The sequence below is a fragment of the Mesorhizobium erdmanii genome (assembly GCF_013170725.1).
Lineage (GTDB): Bacteria > Pseudomonadota > Alphaproteobacteria > Rhizobiales > Rhizobiaceae > Mesorhizobium > Mesorhizobium erdmanii.
This window is the reverse complement of the sequence record NZ_CP033361.1, coordinates 5,167,557-5,193,317: the sequence shown is the minus strand read 5'-3', so window position 1 is coordinate 5,193,317 and position 25,761 is coordinate 5,167,557. Positions and strand designations below refer to the sequence as shown.

Sequence of the window (25,761 nt, the reverse complement as noted above, 5' to 3'; positions counted from 1 at the left end):
GTTCGAGGCACGAAGACGTAAATGGCAGCCAAAAGCATTATCAGCCGGCCGGTCTACGGAACGCTCTCTCCGCAGCCCGGCAAACACCATCTTTTCATCGCCGATGCCGAAGGCGCGCTCGCTATTTCAGACATGGCCGCAAGAGCGCCGGCCGGATTTTTCGAAGGCGCCGAAATCGTCTATATCCCGGATCCGGGCGGCAAACACGTCGCAGCGCTCGAAGCGCTGAAGCCGGCGCAGTTTCATCAAGCGCCGTCCTTCGCCAGTCTGCTGCCGCGGCTGACGCAGACGCTGAGCAACGCCCATATGGGCCTGCGTCTCTATCTCGCCGGCACCGAAGGGCTGATCGGCCAGGCGATGCAGGTGGCGCTCGAAGCCGGCATCGACCACACTTCGATGCAGACCGAGCATCGCGGCTCGCTGGCGCGGCGCATGCAGTGCGTGCATTGCAAGGGCATTACCGAAAATGTCACGACGCAGCCGGCCATTTGTGCGCATTGTGGGCTGCTGCTTCTGGTGCGCGATCATTATTCCAGGCGCCTCGCCGCCTTCCAGGGCGTCTGCATCAATGCCGAGGATCGTTCCGAGATGCCTCCGATCGAGGAGGCCTTCCCATGAGCACCGGCACCACCAAGCTCGATGTCGTGGTCAGCGATGTCGTCCCGGTCAACGAGCTGGTCACCCGCTTCCATTTCCGCCGCCGTGACGGGGAGCTTTTGCCGACCTTCTCCGGTGGCGCCCATGTCGTCGTCGAAATGCGCGATGGCGACCGCACCAGGCTCAATCCCTATTCGCTGATGGGCTCGCCGCTCGACACGCGCGAATACACGATCTCGGTGCGCCGCGACGATGTCGGCCGCGGCGGTTCGCTGTTCATGCACCGCAGCGTCAAGCCCGGCCTGGAGATGGTGATCAGCTATCCCGTCAACCTGTTCTCGCTCGACCTCAGGGCGAAAAAACATCTGATGCTGGCCGGCGGCATCGGCATCACGCCGTTCATGGCGCAGACCGCGCAACTAGCGGGAGAGGGCGGCAATTTCGAACTTCACTACACCTGCCGCACCGCGTCGCTCGGCACCTATGCCGACCTGCTACGCGAGCGTTATGACAGGCGCATCAGGCTCTATCACGACGACCTCGACGAGCGCATCGATCTCGACCGGTTGCTGTCGACGCAGCCGCTCGGCACGCATCTCTATGTCTGCGGTCCAGCCGGCATGATCAATTGGGTGCGCGACCGCGCGGCAAGCCTGGGATGGCCACCGGAGGCCGTGCATTTCGAGCATTTCGCGGCACCCCAGCCCGGCCTGCCTTTCGATGTGACGCTGGCCGTCAGCGGCAAGACGATCCGTGTCGGCGAGCAGCAGAGCCTGCTCGAAGCGATCGAGGCGGCCGGCGTCGATCCACCCTATCTCTGCCGCGGCGGCGTTTGTGGCCAGTGCGAGACCAACGTCATCTCGTACGACGGCAAGTTCATCCACAACGACCACTGGCTGAGCGAGGAAGACCATCGTTCCGGCTGCAAGATCATGCCGTGCGTGTCGCGCTTCGAGGGCAAGTCGCTGGTCTTGGAAAGATAGGAGGCGAAGATGGGCATCACCTTTCGCAAGGAAACGTTCCGCGACGATTTCACCTTCAGGAACAGCCCGGAGCACATCAGGCGCTTTCCGTTCCCGTTCCATGAAGATGCCTACATGTATGCGGTCAACATCGAGCCGCATGTTATCGGTCCGAAAGGCTCGGTGCTCGAAAACCTGATCGACGTCGACGAGCACTATGTCGCCGAGATGCAGGACCGGGCGCTGGTGCTGGCCGAGGATCCGCTGCGCTGCCAGTCGCTGCCGCATATGACCTTGGCCGGCTGGGACCTGCTCGAACTGTTGATGGAACAGCAGGCGCTGGGCTATCCCGAGCATTTCTCGCTCGAGCGCGATGGCGACCGCTGGCGTTGGATCAATCGGCCGCTCGGCATCGACGACACCTTCACCTTCGGCGACACCTCGACGCTGCCTTACGGCCCGATGGAATACATCACCCGCCAGAGCCAGGGCGATTTCTGCATCCTCGACCAGCGCGACGGCAATCTGTGGATGGATGCCGGCATGGTCACCACCCAGGCCGACTGGTCGCTCGATTTCGACATCGGCATGAATTTTTTCGAGTGGCACGCGCCGGTGCCGCTGGCGCATGAGAAGGGGATTTTCGTCAGGGCGCTGAAATTCCTCACCAACATCCAGCAGGGCAAGCCGGCACGGCGTCTGAACTGGACGATGACCGTCAACCCGCGCCTCGACACCAGCCCTGAGAATTACCACAAATGGGGTCCTGACCGGACAACGGTCACGCCCGAAAATGTCGGCGACAAGGTGCATCTGCGCGTCGAACTGCAAAGCTTCTGGCGGCTGCCGCGCTCGAACGGCATCGTCTTCCCGATCCGCTGCTATCTGATCAAGATGGACGAACTGGTGACGCAGCCGAAATGGGCGCGCCGCCTGCACCGCGTCATCCGCGATCTGCCCGAGGAACTGGCCACCTACAAGGGCCTGACTCGCTACAGGCCGACGCTGGTGGAATGGCTGTCGAAGCTGGATGATGGCAGTGCGACGAGCGCAGGGTTCGGGCCGGATTAGAGCTGCCGGCGAAGTTGCCGATCTCCCCGACGAGGGGGGAGATGCCCGGCAGGGCAGAGGGGGGCGCGAAGGAACTCGGCCCATCCGTTTCGTCATCCTAGGGCGAAGCAAGAAGCGAAGCGACGCAGCGCAGACCCTAGGATCCATTCCGTGACGTTAAGGCGTTGCAACGGTTGAGAATTCTGCTCCGTTGCACCATTCGGCGAAGGTCACGGCATGGATCCTCGGGTCAAGCCCGAGGATGACGAAGCGCGCGGTTTGAGCCACTCCAAGCAAAGACATGCCGAGGGACAGCGCCCCCCTCTGTCCTGCCGGACATCTCCTCCACGAGGGGGGAGATTAGCCAATCACCCAGCACTGCCCTGCGGATAACAAATAATCGACAAATACCGCATCGGCAGTTTTGTCAGCTGCTCCGGCCCATGCGGCGCATCGGCGTCGAAGAACAGGCTGTCGCCGGGCTTCATCGGATAGAGGTTGCTGCCGTGCCGGTAAACGACTTCGCCTTCCAGCATGTAGAGGAACTCCATGCCCTCGTGTTGGAAGGTCGGAAACACGTCCGAATCCTCGGTCAGCGTGATGAGATAAGGCTCGACGACCACTCCGCTGGTGTTCGAACCGATATGGCCAAGCAGATTGTACTGATGGCCGGCGCGCGTGCCGCGACGCTCGACATCGAGGCCTTCGCCTGCTTTGACGAAGACAGCGCTGCGCTCCTCCTCGAAGCGGCGGAAGAAGGCGGTGACCGGAACGCCGAGCGCCCGCGACAGCGCCTGCAAGGTGGTCAGCGATGGCGAGGTGATGCCGTTCTCGATCTTCGACAGCATGCCCAGCGAAATGTCAGTGGCGACAGCGAGATCGGCGACGGTGATGCCGAGCTTCTTGCGGAACGCCCGCACCTCGCGGCCGATCGCCACCTCCAGCACTTTCTCGCGCGTGTCGCGGATGGCGTGCGGGTTCTGCGTCAGTGGCGCCCGGATGGTCTTGCCGTCCGCCGAGACTTTTGGATGCGGCTTGGCCTTGGCGCCGGCAGGGCCGGACTTGGAATTGGAACCGTCTTTCGCCATGTCGCCCCCGGGATTGCGCCGATTTATTTCACTCAAGGTGAACATATCAGTTGGCGATACAGCAGCACGGCGGTGTCGGCAAGCCGTCTTAGGTTCCACCTGACGATCCCTGGCATTCTGCCAGCGGAGGTTTTTCGACGGGATTCCGTTATGCGCAAACGCTGTTCCCGCAGATGTCTGTTGACAGCACGCAAGCGCCAATTAGTGTCACTGTCAGTGAAATTTGTTTCGCTGGGGAAATCAAAAATGAGGAGGCCCTGGAAATGAAAACTCGCGTTGCCGTCATCGGCGCCGGACCGTCCGGCCTGGCACAACTCAGGGCCTTCAAGTCGGCTGCCGACAAGGGCGCCGACATTCCCGAAATCGTCTGCTTCGAAAAGCAGTCCGACTGGGGCGGCTTGTGGAACTACACCTGGCGTACCGGCCTCGACGAACATGGCGACCCCGTGCACGGCTCGATGTACCGCTACCTCTGGTCGAACGGTCCAAAGGAATGCCTGGAATTCGCCGACTACACGTTCGAGGAGCATTTTGGCCGGCCCATCGGCTCCTATCCGCCGCGCGCCGTGCTGTGGGATTACATCAAGGGTCGCGTCGAGAAGTCGGGCTTGCGCAAATGGGTACGTTTCAACAGTCCGGTGCGCATGGTGACCTTTTCGGACGAGACCAAGAAATTCACCGTCACCGCGCATGACCGCACGAACGACGTCACTTATTCCGAAGAGTTCGACAATGTCGTCGTCGCCTCCGGCCATTTCTCGGTGCCCAACGTTCCCTATTTCGAGGGCTTCTCGACCTTCAACGGCCGCATCCTGCACAGCCATGATTTCCGCGACGCGATGGAATTCAAGGGCAAGGACATCCTGATCATTGGCCGTTCCTATTCGGCCGAGGACATCGGCTCGCAATGCTACAAATACGGCGCCAAGTCGATCACCTCCAGTTACCGCTCGAAGCCGATGGGCTTCAAATGGCCGGAGAACTGGAAAGAGGTGCCATTGCTGCAGAAGGTCGTCGGCAAGACGGCGCATTTCAAGGACGGCACCACCAAGGACGTCGACGCCATCATCCTGTGCACCGGCTACCTCCACTCCTTCCCGTTCCTCACCGACGATCTGAAACTCAAGACCGCGAACCGCATGTGGCCAACGGGTCTCTATGAAGGTGTCGTCTGGGAGAAGAACCCGAAGCTGTCCTACATCGGCATGCAGGACCAGTTCTACACCTTCAACATGTTCGACGCGCAAGCCTGGCTCGCCCGCGACGTCATCATGGGCCGCATCAAGCTGCCGTCAGCCGAAGCGATGGCCGAGCACGGCGCCAAATGGCGGGCGCGTGAGGAAACGCTGGAGGACGCCGAGCAGATGATCTGGTTCCAGGGCGACTACACCAAGGAATTGATGGACCAGACCGACTATCCCGGTTTCGACGTCGAGGCGGTCAACCAGACCTTCATGGAGTGGGAACACCACAAGGCGGAAGATATTATGAGCTTCCGCGACCACGCCTACCGCTCGCTGATGACCGGCACCATGGCGCCGCTGCACCACACGCCGTGGCTGCAGGCGCTGGACGATTCCATGGAGAGCTATCTCGAGGTTAAGGGGGTGGCCGCGGAATAGCTGCGGCCTCTTCTATCCTAGCCTAGCCCTTGCCTTCGCCGTCCAGGCGCCGAACAGCCGGTCGGCGACGATGCCGATGAAGGCTATCGCCAGCCCCGCCACGATGCCGCGGCCGGAATCGGCCTTGGACAGCGCGATGAACACCTCCTGGCCGAGGTCGCGGGTGCCGACCATGGCGCAGATGATGATCATCGCCAGCGCCATCAGGATGGTCTGGTTGACGCCGAGCATGATTTCGGGAAGCGCCAGCGGCAATTGCACGCGAAAGAAGGTCTGGCGCGGCGTGCAGCCGGACACCTTGGCTGCTTCGATCAACGCCGGCGGCACCTGCCTGATGCCATGATTGGTGTAGCGGATCGCCGGCACCACGGCGAAGGCGATCGTGGCGATCATGGCGGTGACATCGCCGACCCGAAACAACATCACCACCGGAATGATGAAGCAGAAGGACGGCAGGACCTGCAACGTGTCGATGACAGGCGTGACGATCTTCTCGAAGCGGTCGCTGCGCGCCGCCATCAGGCCGATTGGAATGCCGATCAGGCAGGCGATGAAGGCCGAGATGCCGCAGAGATAGACGGTGGCCATGGTCTTTTCCCAGAGCCCGGTGATGGCACAGAAGGTGGTCAGTGCCGCGACCAGGGCCGCCAGGCGCAGCCCTGAGAGCTGATAGCCGGCAAGGCCGAGCAGGAACACCGCGCCCAGCCACGGAAAGCCTTCGCAGAAGGCGCGCACCGGATTGAGCACGTTGAGGATCAGCGCCACGCGAAAGGCTTCGATCGCATCAAAGAAGTTGATTGTCACCCAGTTCACCGCCGCCTTCCACAACGGCGCAGTGGTGAAGGTGATCGCCTTCGGCACCGCCGCGAAAGCCGGCACGAACAGGCCGAGCAGCGTGGTGACGCCAAGGATGGCGATGGCCAGCGTCAGATTGGGATAGCGCTGCCAGATGCTCGGGCTCGCCGCCTGATGGACATGGCCTTTGGCCTGCTTGTGCGCGATGGCCTGGCTCAGCCGGTCGAGCGCGATCGCCAGCGCCACGATGGCGAGACCGGCTTCCATGGCTTCGCCGACCTTCAGCGCGCGCAGCGCCAGAAGCACGTCGTAGCCGAGGCCGCCGGCGCCGATCATCGAGGCGATGATGACCATGTTGAGCGCCAGCATGATGACCTGGTTGACGCCGACCATCAGCGTGGGGCGGGCCGAGGGTAGGAGCACCCGCCACAGTTTTTGCCGCGCCGTACAGCCGGCCATGTCGCTGAATTCGCCGATCTCCAGCGGCACCCTCGTCAGGCCGAGCATCGTCGCCCGCACCATCGGCGGCGTGGCGAAAATCGCTGTGGCGATCATCGCCGAGACCGGGCTGTTGCCGAATAGGAGCAGCATCGGGATCAGATAGGCGAAGGTCGGGATCGTCTGCATCAGGTCGAGGGCAGGGGAGACGATCAGCCTTTCCGCCCACGGCTTGCGCCACGCCCAGATGCCGGCGAACAGGCCGGTGACGATGCAGAACGGCACCGCGATGGAGATCAGCGCCAGCGTCAGCATGGCGCTGGTCCATTGGCCGAACAGCGCGATGTAGAGGAAGCAGCCGCCGACCAGCAGGCTGAGGTTCCGGCCGCCCACGGCATGGCCGGCGAGGAAGGCGACAGCGCACACCCCGACCCACGACAGCCGCGGCAGGACATAGGCATCGGCACCGTGACCGACCTTGAAGTTCTTGGCCAGAAGATCGAGTGCGAAGTCGAGCGGCACGCCCAGCACCGCGGTGATCGAGCGGGTCAGCCACGACAGGTTCGACTTGATCCAGCTCATTAGAGCACTGACCCAGTCGGCGACGGGCACGACGGCGCTGGCCGGATAATTTACTGCCCAGGGCAGGCTTTCCTGCAGCAGGAATAGTGCCAATACGGCGGCGAGTGCCACGGCCCAGACAACAAGCCACCTTTGAAGCGGCGGTCTCGCCTCGCTGGCGCTTGCCGTCACCGTCATGCGCCGGCTCCCGTGTGCTCGATGCCGGCCAAAAGATCTATGACCGCTTGTGGCGAGACTTCGCCGATCGGCTTGCCGGTGCCGTTGACCACGGCGAACGGCTTGCCGGCTGAAACGATGCTGGCCGAGAAGCTGGCGATCTTGGCATCCGGCGCCACCGTTCCGCCATGCTCGGCGCCGTTGCAGGCGCGCATCAGACTGCGCGCCGAGATCACCTTGGCGCGGTCGACGTCGCGAGTGAATTCGGCGACGTAGTCGGTCGCCGGATTGACCACCAGCTGTTCCGGCGTGCCGATCTGGATGACCTCGCCGTCCTTCATGATGGCGATGCGGTCGGCGAGCCTTATGGCCTCGTCGAAATCATGGGTGATGAAGACGATGGTCTTGTGCAGCATCGTCTGCAGCCGCATCAGCTCGTCCTGCATCTCACGGCGGATCAGCGGATCGAGCGCGGAGAACGGCTCGTCAAGGAACCAGATTTCAGGTTTTGTCGCCAAGCTGCGGGCGATGCCGACACGCTGCTGCTGGCCGCCAGACAATTCGCGCGGGTAGAAATGCTCGCGGCCGCTTAAGCCCACGAGTTCGATGACCTCACGAGCCCGCGCCTCGCGCGTTGACCGGTCCTGTCCCTGGATGCTGAGCGGAAAGGCGATGTTGTCGAGCACATTGAGATGCGGCAGCAGCGCGAAATTCTGGAACACCATGCCCATGCGATGGCGCCGGAGCTCGATCAGCGCCGCGTCGGAAATCTTCAGCAGGTCCTTGCCCTCGAACTCGACCTTGCCGTGGCTCGGCTCGACCAGCCGCGACATGCAGCGCACCAGCGTTGATTTGCCGGAGCCGGACAGACCCATGATGATGAAGATCTCGCCCTGGCGGATTTCGAGATCGACGGCGCGCACCGCGCCGACCAGTCCGGCAGCCGTGACATCGGCCATGCTGGCCTTGCCGTCGCGCTCGCGGATGAAACTGGCCGCGTTTGCCCCGAACAGCTTCCACACATTGCGGCAGGCAAGTTTTACCGGGCGGCTATCCCAACCGGATTGCGCCGATCCCTGTTCAGTCCCGTCCGTCATCCAATCGTCCTTCTGGAGTATCGACAATTGAGACCCGGCCGATCAACGGCCGGGTCTCGCGTTTCCAGTCGGAACGATCACTGCGCCCAGGCTTTCCAGTCGGCCTCGTGAGCGGCGATCCAGGCGGCGGCGACGTCTTCCGGCTTTTTGCCGTCGAGGTCGATCTCGCCGCTCATCTTGTTCAACTCGTCGGTGTCGATCGTGTAGGCCTTCGCCACCTTGTAGGCGACCGGCCATTTGTCCTTCATGCCGTTCCAGGAGTATTTCCAGATTTCGCCATGCGGCTTGCCGCAGTCATATTTGGCGTCGGGGTTCACGCCCCATTTCGGGTCGTTGTAGCACTCGGGCGTGTATTCGGGGAATTGCACCCATTCGCCCTTGTATTTGGCCGGCGCCCAATGCGGCGAATAGATCCACAGCATGATCGGCGCCTTGCGCTGATAGGCGGAATCGAGTTCGGCGAACATTGCCGCATCGGTGCCGGCATGGATCACGGTGAAGGGCAACTTCAGTGCCGCGACGCGCTCGTCGTCAAACCCTTCCCAGGTAACCGGACCGCCGAGATAGCGCCCTTTCGGCGCCGTCTCCGCAGTCGAGAATGATGCCGCGCATGTGGCGTCGAGCAGCGCATGCCAGTCCGGCAAGGTCGGGCATTTTTCCTTCATATATTCGGGAAACCACCATTCTTCCTTGGCCTTCGGCCCGAGTTTGCCGAGCCGTTCGGTCTGGCCGGTGGCATCGGAAGCCTTCATGGCCTCGCCGGCGGTCGTGTCCCAAAACTCCAGCCCGACATCGATATCGCCATTGGTGAGGCCGGTGGTCAGGCTGGAGAGGTAGTCGGCGGTCGGGTACTCGACGGTATAGCCGAGCTTTTCGAGGATGCCGCCGAGGATCTTGGCGTTGAGGTTGACGCTGGTCCAGTCGAACAACGCGATCTTGATCGGGTCGTTGGATTCCGGCGCGGCGGCATAGGCCGCCGGTGTGATGGCGCTTGCCGCGGCAAGAGCCAGTGCTCCCATTGAAAGTTTCGAAATCACACTGCGAAGTGGCATTGCTTGTTCTCCTTCAAGCTGTGACGGTTATCGTTCGTTCCCTTCTTGCGTCTTTTCTTGATTGTGTTGGAAAGGCTGGTCGTTGCGCAAGGCCTTTGGTGCCGGCGCGGCGAAGGTCGGCGCAGCCGCGATGGTGCTCGATCTCGGTTATATCTGATGCTGCCGAGGCGGCCAGTCTCATGGCCGATGGATCGCCGCGATAGCGATCATCCGTGGATCAAACGCCAGTCCCGCGGCGCCCTGCAAGGTGCGAGCCATCAAGGTCCCATGATCCAGAGCAACTTCAGAAGAATTGCTCTCGGCTGTCGGCCCGGCAAGCCCCATCTCGCCAAGGCTCTTTCATGGGATGAAATTATATATACCAACATTCATGCGGCGCAACGACTAACGCCGCGCGTGTGCACAAATTCAGACTGCAGGCGAAGTCCACCCGATGCGTACCTACCAGCAGACGTAGCCGCCATCGACGATCAGATCGAGGCCGGTGACGAAGCTCGAAGCGCGGCTGGCCAGGAATACTGTCGGCCCGACCATTTCTTCCGGCGCCGCCATGCGTCCCATCGGCGTGTCGCGCTTGAAGATCTTGATTTCCTCAGCCACTTCGGGCCGCTTGTTCATCGGCGTCAGTGTGTAGCCCGGGCTGACGATGTTGACGCGCAGGCCGCGATCGGCCCACTCCATGGCGAGGCTCTTCGACATGTGGATGACGGCGGCCTTCGAGGAATTGTAGTGCGCCTGCGTCAGCCCCCGGTTGACGATGGTGGCCGACATCGAGGCGATGTTGATGATCGAGCCCTTGCGGCGCGGCAGCATCTTGCGCGCTTCGGCCTGGCAGGACAGGAACACGCCGGCGACATTGACATCGTGTACCTTCTGCCAAGTCTCCAGCGCCATCGTCTCGGCCGGTTCCGAACCGGCGATGCCGGCATTGTTGACGGCGACGGTCAACGCGCCGAGTTCGGCCTCGACGCGGTCCATCGCCGCCGCAAGGTCGCTCTCCGATGTCACCGTGCCGGTCAGCACCAGAGCCTTGCGGCCGAGGGCGGTGATCCGCTGCGCGGTCTCGTCCAGCCCACCCTTCGACGCATGGCCGAAACAGGCAACGTCGGCACCCGCCTCGGCCAGCCCGATCGCGATTGCCTGTCCAATGCCGCTGCCCGCCCCGGTGACCAGCGCGACATCGCCGTCCAGCCTGAATAGATCCATCGATCGTCCCCCCGTTTCGCAGGGAGGATATGCGGGATGGCGCCTGTCTATCAACCGGCTCCGAAGGTGCAGGCCCTCGGCCGGCTGCTCGACGACCAGTCTTTGAGGCTTATCGGCTTGAACCGGCGGTTGATCGGCTTTGCCGCTTCAAGGTCTTTCGAGACGGTGCCCTTGCCGGTGAGATAGTTGATGTCGCAACCGCCTAGCGTCGTCTCGACACCAGACGATGTCTGCTGGTTCCAGTCCCAGCTGCGGCTATAGCCGCCGACGAGGAACCGGCCCTTGCGATAGACAATGGTCACCGTCTCTTCCGTCGACCTGCTGGCGCCGCAGCCGAAGCAGGAGGTGATTGCCAGCGATCCCTTGCCGTTGCTTTGGAGGTCGATGACCCGGTCCTCGGTCAGGCCCATCCTGAGTAAATCGGGCTTCCGCGACGGATCTTGCTTCTCCTCGCCCAGATAGATGTAAAGACTGGCCGGACCACCGGGTTCCTGCATGATGACGGCCCGGTCGGTCTCGCCGTCCTGGTCGATATCCAGCTTCAGTTCGAGGGCGGCTGGATTTTCGGCAAGCGTCGGCTTGGGCGTCGCCGCCAAGGCGACCATCCCAAGCCAGGCCACTTGATGAAATGCTTTCCTCATCGCCGATCGTCCACAGCGCAATGCAACGTAGCACTGGCGCGAACGCACGCAAATGGCAAACGCCGGCTGGCCGGCGCTGGTTAGCAAGCGCGAGCGGCTCAGAAATAGCCGCTCGAGGCGGCCGTGAATTCCTTCGGGATTTCGACGCCGTCGACCAGGATCTTGTCGACCAGTTCGTGATGGAAGCAGACCAGGCCCTTGATGCGCTCGGCCTCGTGCACCGGCGCGGGATAGTACCAGACGATGTTCTCGTGCCGCTTCTTGGGCGTCGTCACATGATAATAGTTGGAGATGCCCTTGTAGGGGCAGCGCGAAATGTAGCGGCTGGGCGCGAACATATCGAGCCGCGTGTCGGCGATCGGCAGATAGTGGCGCACCGGGTGGCCGGTTTCGAACAGGAACACGCCACGGCGTGAATCGGCGACCTGTTCGCCGTCGAGAATGACCTGCACCCGCCGCGAGGATGGCAGGCAGTCGACGCGGCGGAACGGGTCGCGGGCGTGGACGAAGATCTCTTCGTCCTCCTCGTACCAGTGCGTCATCTTGGGCCAATAGAAGGACATGTAGTCAGACAGCAGCGGGGATCCCTTGACCGGATCGAGATAGCGCCAGGCGGCATCCTCGACCAGGGTGATGCCGGTGTTCAGCGAATAATGCGTGGCAACGCCCTTGAACGGGCTCTCGGTCGTTGTCGTGCTGGGCAGCAGGAATTCCTCACGCACATCGCTGATCGGGAAGTAGTAGACCGGTAGATGGTCGCTCTCGTAGAGCACCAGCGCCTTGGTCGTGTCGGCGACGATCATCGATCCGACCTGCACGCGCAGCCGCTTCTGCATCGGCATGCTGAAGGCGACATAGCCCGGTTCGAACTCGTATTGCACGATGGTATCGAGCAAGGGGAAATGCGGTCCGCGACCGCGCAAATGAGGCTTGCGAATGGTAGTCTCCCGTCTTCTTGTCTTCGTGGCCGCGCGGTTGGACACGGGTCACCCTATGGATACACGATCGAGCAGCAGCCCTGCTGCGATCGGCGGCAGGCCGCTGACATTCTTGCGCACCGGCACGAGCAAATCAGGGAAGTAGCTGAAGATCACCGGCGTCTCGTCGAGCAGCAGTTTCTGGATGTCGGAGGCCGCCGCGCGCTGCGCGCCGATGTCGAGTGCCTTGAGGTAGGACGTGACCATGCCGTCATAGGCAGGGTTCTTGAAATGCGCCGCGTTCCAGGGGCCGTCGCTGACCAGCGGACTTTTCAGGAAGACATTCGGCACGCTGCGATGGGCGTAGTCGGTGATCCCCAACGGGCTGTCCAGCCAGTCCGACTGGCCGAACACCGCCTTGCCGTAATATTTGTCCTGGTCCTCGATATTGAGCGCGATGCGGGCGCCGATCTCCTTGGCGAAGTTCTGGAACAGCTGCGCGTAGCCTGGAATGTCGGAATAGCGCAGCGTCGTCAGCGTGATGTCGAAGCCGCTGGCGAGGCCGGCCGCTTCGAGCAGTTGCTTGGCCTTGGCGATATCCTGGACACGCTGCGGCACGGACTTGTCGGTGGCGGGGAAGGCCGGCGCGAATGGGCTGTCATTGCCGGTCGCCGCCATGCCGCGGCACAAGCCGTCGACCAGCTTGGAGCGGTCGATGCTGAGCGCCAGCGCCTGGCGCACGCGCTTGTCGGTGAACGGGCCGGTGTCGCAGCGCATGTGCAACTGGCGATGCGCGGTCGAGGCGACGCGCAGCACGGTGATGTCGGGGCTGTTGAGCACCACCTGGCTGACATCGAGCGGCACGGCGTCGAGGATGTCGACCTCGCCGGCCTGCAGCGCCAGGATGCGCGGCTGCACGTCGCCGTAGAATTTGAATTCAAGCCGGTCGGGCAGGGCCTTCTCGCCCCAATAGTCCGGGTTGCGCACGAAAGTCGCGCCTACCTTCGGCGTGTAGCTCTCCAGCCGGAACGGGCCGGTGCCCTCGAAGGTCTTTTCGTAGTCGCCCTTGTAACTCGCCGGCAGGATGACGGCGTTGTAATTGTCGATCGAAACCGAATACGGAAAGCTGCCGTTCGGCGCATCGAGATGGAAGGCGACGGTGTGGTCGTCGACCTTCTGCGTACCGCCCTTCGACAGCAGGCCCTTGAAGACCGAAAGCGCGTTCGAGGCGCCGTTCGGGTCGGCGAGGCGATCGAAGGTCGCCACCACGTCGTCGGCCTTGAAGTCCTCGCCATTGTGGAATTTCACGCCCTTGCGCAGCCTGAAGGTCCAGACACTGCCATCGGCGTTCGGCGACCAGCTTTCTGCCAGCACCGGCTTCAGGGTGAGATCCGGTTGCGTGATGCAGAGAAACTCGGCGGTCTGGAAGACCAGCTGGTAGCTGCCGCTGTCATAGTAGGTGACGGGATCGATGGCGCCGCCGGGCGTGGCGACGCCGGCGCGCACCGTGCCGCCCGGCTTGCCTTCGGCGCGGGCTTTTTGCGTGCCTAGGCCGGCAGCCGCGACAAGGCCGCCCAGGAACGGCAGTGAAAGGCCCAGAACGCTGCCGTGGCGCAGGAAATCGCGCCGGTCGAGCCTGCCGGCAAGCAAGTCATCGACAGCGGAATTTTCGATTGCGGTCAGATTTTTGCGAGCGGCGTCGATCGTCATGAAATGCCTTGGCATGGCTGCATTCCTCGCTTGCCCTTGGGGGATCGGCCATTTAGGTCATTGTTGAACGCAGGCGGAAAGCGATATTTTTTGATGGGGCCCATCGAAATTTTCGATGCGGGGAGGATGGCATGGATACCGAGAACCTGCGCAGTTTCCTGGAGGTTGCCGAACATGGCAGCTTCACCGTCGCGGCCAGCCGGCTCAACCTTGCGCAATCCACGGTCAGTGCGCGGATCAGGGGACTGGAGGAGCAATTGGGGCGCCGGCTTTTCGTGCGTGACCGTGACGGCGTCGCGCTGACGCCGGCCGGCCGCCAGTTCCTGCCTCACGCCTCCTCCATCACCCGCACCTGGGAGCAATCGCGGCAGGACATCGCCGTTCCCGATGGCTATGACAGCCTGCTGCGGCTCACCGCCCCCGCCTATCTGTGGGAGCGCATCACCTCGCCATGGGTCGAGTGGATGCGCGCCAGGCGGCCGAACGTGGCGCTGCGGCTCGAAGGCAGTTTTCCGGATCTGGCCATCGACCAGCTGGCGGAGGGCCTGCTCGACATCTGCATCCTCTATCTGCCGCGCCCGCATCCCGGCATCGTCTATGAGACGCTGGCCGTCGACCAGGTCGTGCTGGTCCAGCACACCGCGCAGACCAAGCCATGGAGCGAAAACTACATCCTGATGGACTGGGGTCTCGAATTCCGCATCGAGCATGACCGCGCCTTTGCCGGCATGGTCAAGCCGGCAATCTCGGCGGGGCTGGTCTTCATCGGGCTGCAGCATGTGCTGTCGCAGCAAGCGGCGGCCTACCTGCCGCTCAGCGCGGTCAGCGGCCACATCGAGCGCGGCGAGATGCGGCGCGTAGACGACACGCCGGTGTTCCGGCGGCCGATCTACCTTGCCTATCCCGCCAATCCCGTCTCGTCGGATGTGCTCGACGTCGCGCTGACGGGCTTGCGCTCGCTGGCCGGGAACTGGACCAATGATCAGGGTTTTTCGGAAGGCGACCGTTCGCTCGGCATGGCCGGTCTGTAGCCGGCCGGAGATGCCTTGCTATGCCGGTTCGGTCACGGCGGCCTTCTGCAGCCTAGCAAGTTCCGGGTAGGGGATATGGCAGCGGATCGAATGGCCGGGCTGCGCCTCTGCCAGCGGCGGCTCCTGCTGCTCGCAGATCGGGCCGATCTTGCGCGGGCAGCGCGTGTGGAACACGCATCCCGTGGGCGGATTGGTGGCGCTGGGGATTTCGCCGTCGAGCCGGATGCGCGCCGTCTCGGTCTGGTCGAGTTTGGGCACGGCCGACAGCAGCGCTTCGGTATAGGGGTGATGTGGCCCCGAGAAGACTTCCTCCGATGGCCCGAGTTCCATGATGCGGCCAAGATAGAGCACGGCGATCTTGTCGGAGAGGTAACGCACGACGCCAAGGTCGTGCGAGATGAAGATGTAGCTGACATCCTCCTTCGATTGCAGATCGGCGAGCAGGTTGAGGATCGCCGCCTGGACGGAGACGTCGAGCGCCGAGGTCGGCTCGTCGCAGACCACGATGCGCGGATCGCCGGCGAAGGCCCGAGCAATGGCGACGCGCTGCTTCAGCCCGCCTGACAGCTGGCGCGGCTTGACGGCCAGGTGCCGGTTGGTGAGGCGCACCGAGCGGACAAGGTCGTCGAGGCGCGCCTCTAGCGCTTTGCCGGAGAGGCCGGCCAGCCGCTTCAGGGCGCGGCCGAGGATGTGGCGGATCGAATGCGAGCGGTTGAGCGCGGAGTCCGGGTTCTGGAAGACGATCTGCATCGCCTTGACCTGATCGTCGCCGCGGTTCTCCAGCTTCGGCGCCAGCGCCTTGCCCTCGAGCTCGATGGTGCCGCCGGCATCGGGCGGCACCAGGCCGAGCAGCAGCCTGGCGAAAGTGGTCTTGCCGCTGCCGGATTCGCCGACCAGCCCCAACGTCTCGCCGGGGCTGAGATCGAGCGAGACATCCTTGACGGCGCGCAGGGGATGGCCGTGGCTGGCATAGGTCTTGTTCAGTCCGGCGACACGCAGCACGGGTGCTGCCGCGGGCCTGGGTGTCGCCGCCACGTCGCTCGGTGTCGCGCGCGGCAGGGCCTGCGCCTTTTCGTGGTAGCGGCAGCGTGACAAGCGCTTGCCGCGCTCGTCACTCAGATCATAGAGCGGCGGCAATTCGGTGCGGCAGCGATCGTCGGCGAGCGCGCAGCGGTCGGCAAAGGCACACCCCTTGATGTCCATGCCAATGCCGGGCAGGAAGCCCGGAATGGTATCGAGCCGGCCCTGGTCCTTGCGCTGGCCGCCGCGTGGCAGGCAGCGCAGCAGCGCCACCGTGTAGGGATGGCGCGGATCGTTGAAGACGACGTCGGTCGGTCCTTCCTCGACCAGCATGCCGGCATAGAGCACGCCGACCCGGTCGCACATGTTGGACACTACGGCGAGGTTGTGGCTGATGAACAGGATCGAGGCCGAGAGTTCTTGCCTGAGCTGCGCGATGAGGTCGAGCACCTCGGCTTCGACCGTCGCATCGAGGCCGGTGGTCGGCTCGTCGAGGATCAGCATCGAGGGATCGTTGGCCAGCGCCATGGCGATCGCGACGCGCTGCTGCATGCCGCCGGAGAGCTGGTGCGGGTAGCGCTGCATGACGCTTGGCGGATCGGAGATGCGCACGCGGTTGAGCATGGCGATGGCGCGATCAGTGGCTGCCTGGCCCGTGATGCCGCCAAGCTCGAAGATCTCGGTCAACTGGCGGCCGATGCGGATCGACGGGTTCAGAGCCTTGCCGGGATCCTGGTAGACCATCGAGACGCTTTCGGCCCGCGCACGTCGCAAGGCCTCGGCATCGAGCTTCATCACGTCCTGGCCATCGAGCGAGATCGCGCCGCCTGTGATCGAGCCGTTCCTTGGCAGATAGCGCACGACGGTGAGCGCCACGGTGGATTTGCCGCAGCCGGATTCGCCGACCAGCCCATAGGCCTCGCCTTGCCTGATGTTGAGGTTGAGATTGCGCAGCACGGCGCGGTTGCGCCCGGCCACGCGATAGGCGACCGACAGGTCGCTGAGTTCGAGGGCGTTTTCAGCCTTTGCGGGCTTGGTAGGGGCGGAGTTAGTCATTGAGCGCTCCATGAACGCCGTCGGCCGCAAGGTTGACGCCGATCACCAGCGAGGCGATGGCGAGCGCGTCGAACAGCACCGTCCACCAGAAGCCGCCGCCGATCATGCCGTAATTCGAGGAGATCGACAGCCCCCAGTCGGGCGACGGCGGCTGGATGCCGAAGCCCATGAAGGAGAGCGTGGCGACCGCGAAGATGGCGTAGCCGAGCCGCACGGTGGTCTCGACCAGGATCGGCGGGATGACGTTGGGCAGGATCTCGACGAACATCGTGTGGAATGCGCTCTCGTGCCTCAGCTGGGCGGCGGCGACATAGTCGAGTTCGCGCTCGGCCAGCACCGCCGAGCGCACGGTGCGCGCGATGATCGGTGCGAAGCTCAGGCCGATGACGACGATCACGGTGGCCTTGGAGGTGCCGAGCGCTACGATGGCGAGCAGCGCGACAATGACCACGGGGATTGCCATGAAGGCTTCGAGGATGCGGCTGACGACATCGTCGACGATGCCGCGAAAATAGCCGGTGAGCAGGCCAAGCGCCGTGCCCGCCACCGTCGCCAGCAGCGTCGCCAAAGGCGCGACGGTGAGGATGTCGCGGGAGCCGACAATGACGCGCGAGAAGACATCACGGCCAATCTGGTCGGTGCCGAACCAATGTTCGCGCGACGGCGGTGCCAGCGCGTTGATGATGTCGTCGGCAAGCGGGTCATAGGGTGCGAAATGTTCGCCGAACAGCGCGCAGGCGACCCAGAACAGCACGATGAAGAGGCCGACAAGGAAGGTTCGCGAGCGCATGAGCGAGAACAGGACTTCCGCCAGCGGACTGCGCCGGCGCGTGTCGTCTTGCGCAGGAGAAGGGGTCTGGACGGCGCTCATTGGTCTGACCCCAGGCGGATGCGCGGATTGAGCACGGAATAGAGGAAGTCGGCGATCAATGTCGCCACGGCATAGACGATGCCGATGGTGAGGATGCCGGATTCCAGCATCGGAAAGTCCTTGCCGCGCGCGGCGGTGAAGATCACCGAGCCGATACCCTGGTAGCGAAACAGCGTCTCGATCACCACGAGGCCGCCGATGAGATAGCCGGTCTGCGTGGCAATGACGGTGATGGTCGGCAACAGCGCATTGCGCAGCACATGGCGCCAGATCACGGTGCGCCAGGGCAGACCCTTGAGCACCGCCGTTCTCGTATAGTCGGAATCGAGCGCCTCGATCATGCCGGAACGCGCCATGCGCGCGATATAGCCGAACAGCACCAGGAACAGCGGCAGCGACGGTAGGATCAGGTAATAGAGCTGAGTGAAGAAGCCGGCATCCTTCGGCCATGCCGCTGAGATCGGCAGCCAGCGCAGCCAGACGCCGAAGATCAGGATCAGGATGATGCCGGTGACGAACTCCGGCAGCACCGTCACCGACAGGCCGCCCAGGCTGATGATGCGGTCTAGCGGGCGGTTGAGGTTGAGCGCGGCCACGACGCCGCCCAGGATGCCGATCGGCACCACCAGCACGAAAGCGACCGCCGCCAGCTTCATCGAATTGCCCAAGGCGTCGATGACGAAGGGCGCTACAGGCGAGCGGAAGATGTAGGACGTGCCCATGTCGCCACGGACAAAATTCCAGATCCAGGTCGCGTATTGGGTGAGCAATGGGCGATCGACGCCGAGCGTATGATTGAGCGCGTCGACCGCGCGCTGGTCGGCAAACGGACCCAGGATCGCGCGCCCGACATTGCCGGGCAGCACCTGGCCGCCCAGGAACACCATGATCGACAGCAGGAACAGTGTCACAAGCGACAGCGACACACGCCGTGCAAAGAAGGAGAGAATGGCTAAGACTCCTTGCGGAGCCAGCCCCCATGCGGGAGCTGGCTGTTAGAGGATTGGCTTTCCCTTTTCGCCTAGGCCTTCGATGCCTTTTCGAGGAACAGCTGCGACATGGCGGTCGGCTGCACGCCGGTCACGCCCTTCGCCGTAGCCGTCAGGTAGTCGTAGAAATAGCCGAAGATGACCGGCGTTTCCTCGAGCAGCAGCTTCTGGATCTTGCCGGCGTCGGCCTTCTGCGCCTCGAGGTCGAGCGCCGCGATATAGCTGGTCGCCAGCGCGTCATAATCCTTGTTCTTGAAGTGCGCCGCGTTCCAGGTGCCGTCGCTCTTCAGCGGCGCGGCGAGGTAGACATTCGGCACGCCGCGGTGGCCGTAATCGGTGATGCCCATCGCCGAATCCAACCAGTTCGACTTGCCGAACACGGCATCGCCGTAATAGGCGCCCTGGTCGAGGATGTTCAGTTCGAGCTCGATGCCGATCTCCTTGACCCAGTTCTGGATGAGCTGGGCGTATTCGGGGATTTCGAGGTAGCGCTCGGTGGTCAGCGTCATCTTGAAGCCCTGGCCGACGCCAGCGGCTTCCATCAGCTGCTTGGCCTGCGCGATATCCTGCTTGCGCTGTGGTATGGTCGTGTCGGTCGACGGGTAGACCGCGGCGAACGGGCTGTCATTGCCCAAGGCCGAACGTCCCTTCATCAGGCCGGCGGCGAGCTTTTCGCGATCGAGGCAGAGGGCGATGGCGCGGCGCACGCGGGCATCTTTCGTCGGGCCTTCGTCGCAGTGCATGTGCAGTTGCTGATGCGCCGACGACTTCAGGCTGATGATTTCGAAGCTCGGATCGTTGAGCAGGGCAACGCCCGCGAGAACCGGCATCTGGTTGATGATGTCGATCTGTCCGCCCTGCAGCGCCAGGATTTGCGGCTGCATGTCGGCGAAGAAGGTGAACTCGGTGCGCTCCGGCAGCGCCTTTTCGCCCCAGTAGTCCTCGTTGCGGACGAAGGAAGCGCCGACCTTCGGCGTGTATTTTTCGATCTTGAACGGGCCGGTACCGTCGAAGCTCTTCTCGTAGTCGCCCTTGTAGCTCGCCGGGATGATGACGGCGTTGTAGTTGTCGGACGACACCATGTAGGGGAAGTTACCGTTCGCCGCGTCGAGGTGGAATTCCACCGTGTAGTCGTCGACCTTCTTGGTGGCGCCCTTCTGCAGGATGCCGGTGAACACCGACAACGCGTTGGACGAGTTTGCCGGGTCGGCAAGGCGGTCGATGCTGGCCACGACGTCGTCGGCCTTCATCTCGCCGCCTGAGTGGAATTTCACGCCCTTGCGCAGCTTGAAGGTCCACACCGTGCCTTTGTCGTTCGGCTTCCAGCTTTCGGCCAGTGCCGGCTTCAGCACCAGGTCCGGGCCGTCGACGCAGAGGAATTCCGCAACCTGCTGCATGACCACCAGGCCGCCGGCGTCGGCGATGGTGACCGGGTCGATGGTTGCCGCCGGAACGCTGCTGCCGACGCGGATGGTCGCGCCCGGCGCACTCTGGGCGCGGGCGAGCGACGGCATGCCACTGAGGCCGGCAGCCGCGGTGATGCCGCCCAGAAGCGGCAGCGACAGGCCAAGCAGGCTGCCGTGGCGAATGAAGTCGCGGCGGCTGACGCGACCATCGACAAGACCGTCGATGAGATGGTTTTCGAGCGGCGAGCGATTGCGCCGGATCAGGTCGAGAATGCGGTAGTTCTTGCTCATGGGTTTAACCCTTTCCCCTATTTCTTATGGTTGACGAATGCACTTCCAGTTGACGAAATTCCGTGGAGTTCTCCTTGTCCCGGCCATCAACGAAGTCGGTAGACCGGGACTGTAGCATGCGGTTTTTTCCGGTTCATCCGATCCTTGCGGCGCGGTGGTCAGATTTTCTTGAGGCTATGCTTCCACTCGTCCGGTCCTGCCGCTGCCGTCCAATCGCCGCGGCGGGCCCTTGTTGTTGAATCAAGTCTCCTTTCCCTTCTCGTTCTCCTAGTTCAGCGGCAGACGGCGGTATGTCCCGGGCTTGGCCGGATCGTGATATTTGTTGCAGGGGCCGTTGTCGGTGAAATCGCGATGGCAGGCCGCGAGGTTCTTGCGCGACAAGGTGACGCCGAGGCCGGGGCCTTCCGGCACGCGCACGACATTGTTCCTCGGCGAAAACGGCCCTTCCTCGGTGATATCCATGGGCTGCATGCGAAACAGCGATTGGTTCGGCTCGCGGATCCAGCCGAGCGCGGCGCACAGGTGCAGATACGCCGCGCTGCCGATGCCGCTGTCGCCGCTGTAGCACCAGAAGTCGACGCCGGCGTGCTCGCAAGCGCCGACGAAGCGCAGCAGGCGGCCAATGCCGCCATGCGCCGTCGGATTGCCGACAAATGCGTCCGGAACCTTGAGGTCCATGGCCCGCGCAATGTCGATGTTGTGGGTCGAGAACGGGATCGAGCAATGCTGCCGCAACTGCCGCATCTCCTCGATCGTGGCCACCGGATCCTCCCAGTTGCGAACGCCGAGTTCTTCCAGCGGCCGCGCCAGCAGCCGCGCCGTGGCCAGCGAATAGGCCTGGTTGGAATCGATGCGGATCATCGCCTCGTCGCCGAGTTTTTCGCGGATCAGCTCGACCATTCTCAGCGAGACTTTCGGATCCTCGGTCGAGAATTTGCCTTCGAAGAAGGTCGTTCCATGCGTCTCGTGCAGTTCGACGCAATAGTCGGCGACTTCTTCCGGCGTCGTCTCGCCCCTGACCTTTGGACCATCGCCGCGCAGCGAGAAATAATCGGTGAACGGGATGTCCTTGCGCACGGCGCCGCCGAGCAACTGGTAGAGCGGCTGGTTCCACGCCTTGCCGCGCAGGTCCCACAGCGCCATCTCGACGGCGCCGAAAGCCATGATGCGGGTGCGGTCGTTGATCGACTGCACGCCGGTCCAATAGGGCAGGCAGACATATTCCGCGCCGGCAATATCGAAAGCATCGCGCCCGACCAGGCGCTCGGCCAGGATACCATTGACGATCGCGGCCGCTGCCGGCGTAGGCGCTTCGCCGAGGCCGATCAGCCCATCCTCGGTCTCGACCTCGACAATGGTCTGCGAAAACCCGTCGAGCTCGCCGAACACCCAGCCATAGGGTGCTTCGAGGCGAAGATTGATCGGCGTGGCCTTGATGCCGCGGATTTTCATCTCAGCCGCCGATCTCGAAGAACGGCGCGCCGAGCAGGTCGGGAACGACGTCGATGCCGAGGCCCGGTCCGTCCGGAATGCCCATCCGGCTGCCGGTGACAGGCGGCTTGTTCGACGCGGTGCGCACCGTGACCCATTCATGGAAAGCGATGGCGTGCAGCCGGCGCTCTTCCGGCGTCGACAGCGACAGATGCGCCATGGCTGATGTGTCGATCTCGGCGCCGCCAGTGTCCTCGACCGTGATCATGAAGCCGAGGTCGACGGCGACATCGCGGATCAACCGGGTCTTGGTGACGCCACCGAGCCGCGAGATTTTCAGCGTCAATCCGTCGGCTGCGCCCAGGCGATGGATTTCCAGCATTGCCTCGAGCGAGGTGACGGATTCGTCGAGCACCATCGGCTTGTCGAGCATGCGGCGCACCGACATGTTCTCGTCGATCGTCGTGCAGGGCTGCTCGAATGTGTAGTCGATGGCGCGTGTGGCATCGGCGAACTGCCGCGCCTGATAGGGGGTCCAGCCGGCATTGGCGTCGCAGAAGATGACGGTGCCCTTCGGCACGGAGGCGGCGACCGCGGTGACGCGCTCGATGTCATCATGGACATTGCCGCCGACCTTGACCTGCAGCCGGTGGAAGCCGTCCTTGACGATGCGCTTTGCCAGCGCCGCCATGGCGTCGACACTGCCGTGAGTGACCACCTTGTAGAGTTCGGCCGTGTCGCTTTCCTTGCCGCCCAGCAGTGTCACCAGCGGCACGTTGGCGGCGCGCGCTGCGAGATCCCAGCAGGCCATGTCGAGCGCCGATTTGATGTAGGGATGGCCCTTGAACACCGTGTCCATCAGCCGGCCGATGCTGGCCAGGCCGCGCGGATCGTGGCCGATGAGATGCGGCGCGATTTCCGGCACGCCCGCGCGCGTTCCAGCGGGAAACGCGGCTGAGTAGAAATTGCCAAGCGGCGCCATCTCGCCCCAGCCGGTCAAGCCGCCGTCGGCTGTGATGGCGACGATCACCGCGTCGAAAGCGTCGGCTTCGCGCCCCTTCGACATCCGGTAGGGTCCGTCCACGAAGGGCTGCACGACATGGTAGGCTTTGATGGTTTCGATGCGCACGTGTCTGTCCGTTGGCTGCAATGTCTGGGAATTGATCAGGCGCCTCTCGATGGGCGCTGTTCGAGGCCGCGTGCGTAGGAAAGCAGCTGTTCGAAATCGAGGTGGATATGCTCGCGGGCATGGCGCTGGGCGGCGCCCATGTCGGTGCCTTTGAGCAGCCGCACGTAAGTCTCATGAACGTCTTCGGCCGGCACCGGCTCGTTGCGCGCATGCTGGTGCAGCGCGAAATACATCTGCAGGCGGCTGATCAGCCGCTGCCAGGTTTCCAGCAGCACCGAATTGTCGGCCCATTCATAGATCAGCCCATGCAGTTGCAGCGCCGTCTCGATCTGCCTTGTTGTGTCGAGGTTGCGGGTCGCCTGCTTCACCGCTTCGTGGCGCCGGTCAAGCTCATCGAAGAAGCGCTGGTCGCGCAGCGGCCAGGTGCGCTCGATGGCGAATTCGTCAAGCACCTGGTTGAGCGAATAGGCATCGTCAATGTCCTTGGCGGTGACGTCGATGACGAAGGTGCCGGCATAGGGAATGCTGGATAGGAGGCCTTCCTGCACGAGCTCACGCATCGCCTCGCGCAATGGCGCGCGGCTGACCCGCATCTGCTCTGAAATCCTGAGCTCGTTGAGTTTCTGGCCGGGTCCCAACTGACCGGTCAGGATCGCCCGCCGCAGCAGCGCGACGATTTCGGCGCGGCGCGTCGTGTCGGCAATCGGGCTGAACTCCGTCTTCACCATCCGGCCCACTCCAGCGAGAACAGAAGGCAAGACAATCAGATTGTCGACAATCTAACAAGATGTCATTTTTGGATTCTTTCATCGTCGGGGGGCTCAGGCCGCCCGACCGTAGAACCCGACCCGTTCCTCGGCGCTGAACATCACACCTGGCTTCTCGTAGTAGGAAAACACCGCGATCATGCGTTCGCGCTCGCCTTCGACCGTGGTGACACGGTGTGCGGTGTTCTTGCCGCGGAAGACATTGAGTGTACCCGGCTTCATGCGCAGGATCTTTGCGTCGGGATCACGGCCTTCGAGCAACCGCGCGACGCCGTCATAATTTGGATCATCGTCCGATCTGAGATCGGTGCGATATTCGAGGTCGCCACCACTCTGCGCCTGCTGCAGCAGGAGGGTAGTGGTGAATTCCGAGCGGTCGAAATGCCAGTTCAGCGCTTCGCCGGCGCGATAGGCCATGACATTGGTGCGGGCCAGCGGGTCCTGCATGACGTGCAGCTTTGCCTTGCCCATCGTCGCCGCGAGGAAGCGCACAAGCGGTTCATACTCGTAGATGGCAAGCACGGTGCTGCCCGGAATCTGGTCGGCACAGACGGTGTGGCTGATGGTCTCGACCTTGCGCAGCGCCGGATGGTCGGGGGCGAGTTCGGGAATGCTGGGCTTGAAGTAGATGTTGTGCATCCGCTTGTGGACATGGGATTGCGTGTCCATCACCGGCTTGATTTCACGCACCGCCCGTTCGGCGACGCCTGGCCGCAGAAAACCTTCTAGATTGAACATGCCGTCGGCTTCGAGCGCAGCGATCGATTGTTCGACGAGCTGCTTCCATTCGGCGCTGCCTTCGCGGTCGAGCGGGAAGCGGTCGAGATCGAGAATGTCTTTCATGGTCATCGGCTCCAAGGTTTCGAGTGCATGAGACGGCAAAAGATTCTTTCTCTCAACGTGGAAAATTATTAGGATCAGCCAAGAAAAACTTATGGAGTCTGATTTGGAAAAGCTGCCGCCGCTGAACGCGATCAAGGCCTTCGAGGTCGCCGCCCGCACCGGCAGCTTTACTTTGGCGGCGAGCGAACTTGGTGTGTCCTCGGCCGCGGTCAGCCAGCAGATCCGCAACCTCGAGACCTGGTTCGGCAAGCAACTGTTCGTGCGCACGGGCAACCGCATCACGCTGACCGACGCCGGCCATGCCATCTATCCGCAGACCGCGCGTGCGCTTGGCGACATCGCCGCCATCGGCCAGCGCATGCTGGAAGGCGGTTTGAGGACGCGTCTGGTAGTCAGCGTGCCGTTTTCGCTGGCCGAACTGTGGCTGGCGCCGAGGCTGGCAGAGTTGCTTGATGCCTACCCGCACATGGCGATCGATGTCCGGGTAGAGGACGATCCGATCGACCTGTTGCGCCAAAATGTCGATCTGCGCATCTCCTATGGCGACTATCACTACCCGGGCCTGCGCATGGTCCGCCTCGTCCATGACGATGTGCTGCCGGTTTGCGCGCCGGACTTCTGGGACCGGCACGGCAAAGGCGTTTCCGGTCTCACCGACCTGCATGAGAGCCTGTTCATCCACACCAATTGGGGGCCGAACTATGCCTCGCACCCGACTTGGACGGATTGGTTCGCGGCATGCGGCGGCAGCCGTTCGCCCGACCCGTCGCATGGGCGGCGAGTTGGCCTGTCCAGCCTGGCGATCGCTTCAGCGAGGCTGGGTCTGGGCATTGCTCTTGGTCAGCGTGTGATGGCACAGGCCGATCTGGAGGCAGGGCGTCTGATCGCGCTCTCACCAGTCTCGGTGCGTCTCGGTCATCCCTATTGCGCCTTCATGCCGCCGGCCAAGGCCGACCGTGCCGATGTCGCCGCGTTGGTCGGCCTGCTCATGAAAACGGCGCCCGCGACCTGAGA

General features: G+C 63.2%; 22 protein-coding genes. 6 read left to right on the top strand and 16 right to left on the bottom strand.

Annotated features, from left to right (window positions below; all coding sequences use genetic code 11):
- Window positions 1-21 precede the first annotated feature (21 nt).
- Genes EB233_RS25325 through EB233_RS25315 form a run of 3 tightly spaced genes read left to right on the top strand, consistent with a single transcriptional unit; the run spans window position 22 to window position 2,630 of the window.
- Window positions 22-618: a dimethylamine monooxygenase subunit DmmA family protein gene (locus EB233_RS25325; protein ID WP_064989444.1), complete on the top strand. Its 597-nt coding sequence runs from the start codon at window positions 22-24 to the stop codon at window positions 616-618.
- On the top strand, window positions 615-1,580 hold the full coding sequence (locus EB233_RS25320) for a PDR/VanB family oxidoreductase (RefSeq protein ID WP_064989445.1): 966 nt from the start codon (window positions 615-617) through the stop codon (window positions 1,578-1,580). Before EB233_RS25325 ends, EB233_RS25320 begins: the two co-directional genes overlap by 4 nt.
- A gap of 9 nt (window positions 1,581-1,589) precedes the next feature.
- Window positions 1,590-2,630: a heme-dependent oxidative N-demethylase family protein gene (locus EB233_RS25315; protein ID WP_064989446.1), complete on the top strand. Its 1,041-nt coding sequence runs from the start codon at window positions 1,590-1,592 to the stop codon at window positions 2,628-2,630.
- A 347-nt stretch (window positions 2,631-2,977) separates the two neighbouring features.
- Here EB233_RS25315 and EB233_RS25310 read toward each other — a convergent pair whose 3' ends face one another.
- Window positions 2,978-3,697, bottom strand: a complete 720-nt coding sequence (locus EB233_RS25310) for a helix-turn-helix domain-containing protein (RefSeq protein WP_064989447.1) — start codon at window positions 3,695-3,697, stop codon at window positions 2,978-2,980.
- Between the two features lie 263 nt (window positions 3,698-3,960).
- Here EB233_RS25310 and EB233_RS25305 point away from each other — a divergent pair, with 263 nt between their 5' ends.
- Complete coding sequence (locus tag EB233_RS25305; RefSeq protein ID WP_064989448.1) at window positions 3,961-5,319, top strand: NAD(P)-binding domain-containing protein; 1,359 nt, start codon at window positions 3,961-3,963, stop codon at window positions 5,317-5,319.
- Between the two features lie 12 nt (window positions 5,320-5,331).
- Here EB233_RS25305 and EB233_RS25300 read toward each other — a convergent pair whose 3' ends face one another.
- The 7 genes from EB233_RS25300 to EB233_RS25270 all read right to left on the bottom strand — a co-directional run bounded on the left by EB233_RS25300 (window position 5,332) and on the right by EB233_RS25270 (window position 13,928).
- Window positions 5,332-7,311: an ABC transporter permease gene (locus tag EB233_RS25300; RefSeq protein WP_064989449.1), complete on the bottom strand. Its 1,980-nt coding sequence runs from the start codon at window positions 7,309-7,311 to the stop codon at window positions 5,332-5,334.
- A complete protein-coding gene (locus EB233_RS25295; protein WP_027055791.1) occupies window positions 7,308-8,387 on the bottom strand; it encodes a quaternary amine ABC transporter ATP-binding protein in 1,080 nt (359 codons plus the stop codon). Before EB233_RS25295 ends, EB233_RS25300 begins: the two co-directional genes overlap by 4 nt.
- 77 nt (window positions 8,388-8,464) lie before the next feature.
- Complete coding sequence (locus tag EB233_RS25290; protein ID WP_027055790.1) at window positions 8,465-9,439, bottom strand: ABC transporter substrate-binding protein; 975 nt, start codon at window positions 9,437-9,439, stop codon at window positions 8,465-8,467.
- Between the two features lie 441 nt (window positions 9,440-9,880).
- Window positions 9,881-10,645: an SDR family oxidoreductase gene (locus tag EB233_RS25285; RefSeq protein ID WP_064989450.1), complete on the bottom strand. Its 765-nt coding sequence runs from the start codon at window positions 10,643-10,645 to the stop codon at window positions 9,881-9,883.
- Window positions 10,646-10,695: 50 nt separating this feature from the next.
- Window positions 10,696-11,286 carry a hypothetical protein gene (locus EB233_RS25280; protein WP_155765347.1) on the bottom strand — a complete coding sequence of 197 codons (591 nt, stop codon included), beginning with the start codon at window positions 11,284-11,286 and terminating at the stop codon, window positions 10,696-10,698.
- A gap of 98 nt (window positions 11,287-11,384) precedes the next feature.
- The gene (locus tag EB233_RS25275) at window positions 11,385-12,182 is read right to left on the bottom strand and encodes a DUF427 domain-containing protein (protein WP_244277669.1); all 798 of its coding nucleotides are present in this window, start codon (window positions 12,180-12,182) and stop codon (window positions 11,385-11,387) included.
- A gap of 90 nt (window positions 12,183-12,272) precedes the next feature.
- Window positions 12,273-13,928, bottom strand: coding sequence for an ABC transporter substrate-binding protein (locus tag EB233_RS25270; RefSeq protein ID WP_064989453.1), 1,656 nt, complete (start codon window positions 13,926-13,928; stop codon window positions 12,273-12,275).
- 116 nt (window positions 13,929-14,044) lie between these two features.
- On the opposite strand from EB233_RS25270, the gene EB233_RS25265 reads away from it, so the two are divergent.
- Window positions 14,045-14,944: a LysR family transcriptional regulator gene (locus EB233_RS25265; protein WP_064989454.1), complete on the top strand. Its 900-nt coding sequence runs from the start codon at window positions 14,045-14,047 to the stop codon at window positions 14,942-14,944.
- A gap of 18 nt (window positions 14,945-14,962) precedes the next feature.
- Here the strand turns inward: EB233_RS25265 and EB233_RS25260 are convergent, their stop codons facing one another.
- The 8 genes from EB233_RS25260 to EB233_RS25225 form a co-directional block, all read right to left on the bottom strand.
- On the bottom strand, window positions 14,963-17,020 hold the full coding sequence (locus tag EB233_RS25260; protein ID WP_064989455.1) for an ABC transporter ATP-binding protein: 2,058 nt from the start codon (window positions 17,018-17,020) through the stop codon (window positions 14,963-14,965).
- Window positions 17,013-17,891, bottom strand: a complete 879-nt coding sequence (locus tag EB233_RS25255; RefSeq protein ID WP_027055783.1) for an ABC transporter permease — start codon at window positions 17,889-17,891, stop codon at window positions 17,013-17,015. Before EB233_RS25255 ends, EB233_RS25260 begins: the two co-directional genes overlap by 8 nt.
- Window positions 17,888-18,778 (bottom strand): ABC transporter permease, encoded by an 891-nt coding sequence (locus EB233_RS25250; protein WP_064989507.1) that lies wholly within the window; start codon window positions 18,776-18,778, stop codon window positions 17,888-17,890. Before EB233_RS25250 ends, EB233_RS25255 begins: the two co-directional genes overlap by 4 nt.
- 134 nt (window positions 18,779-18,912) lie before the next feature.
- Complete coding sequence (locus EB233_RS25245) at window positions 18,913-20,577, bottom strand: ABC transporter substrate-binding protein (RefSeq protein ID WP_064989456.1); 1,665 nt, start codon at window positions 20,575-20,577, stop codon at window positions 18,913-18,915.
- A 267-nt stretch (window positions 20,578-20,844) separates the two neighbouring features.
- A complete protein-coding gene (locus EB233_RS25240; RefSeq protein ID WP_064989457.1) occupies window positions 20,845-22,029 on the bottom strand; it encodes a mandelate racemase/muconate lactonizing enzyme family protein in 1,185 nt (394 codons plus the stop codon).
- Between the two features lies 1 nt (window position 22,030).
- Window positions 22,031-23,137: a mandelate racemase/muconate lactonizing enzyme family protein gene (locus tag EB233_RS25235; protein WP_064989458.1), complete on the bottom strand. Its 1,107-nt coding sequence runs from the start codon at window positions 23,135-23,137 to the stop codon at window positions 22,031-22,033.
- Between the two features lie 35 nt (window positions 23,138-23,172).
- Window positions 23,173-23,865 carry a GntR family transcriptional regulator gene (locus EB233_RS25230; RefSeq protein ID WP_064989459.1) on the bottom strand — a complete coding sequence of 231 codons (693 nt, stop codon included), beginning with the start codon at window positions 23,863-23,865 and terminating at the stop codon, window positions 23,173-23,175.
- Between the two features lie 93 nt (window positions 23,866-23,958).
- On the bottom strand, window positions 23,959-24,747 hold the full coding sequence (locus EB233_RS25225; RefSeq protein ID WP_064989508.1) for a HalD/BesD family halogenase: 789 nt from the start codon (window positions 24,745-24,747) through the stop codon (window positions 23,959-23,961).
- A gap of 91 nt (window positions 24,748-24,838) precedes the next feature.
- On the opposite strand from EB233_RS25225, the gene EB233_RS25220 reads away from it, so the two are divergent.
- Window positions 24,839-25,759 carry a LysR substrate-binding domain-containing protein gene (locus EB233_RS25220; protein WP_244277670.1) on the top strand — a complete coding sequence of 307 codons (921 nt, stop codon included), beginning with the start codon at window positions 24,839-24,841 and terminating at the stop codon, window positions 25,757-25,759.
- Window positions 25,760-25,761 lie beyond the last annotated feature (2 nt).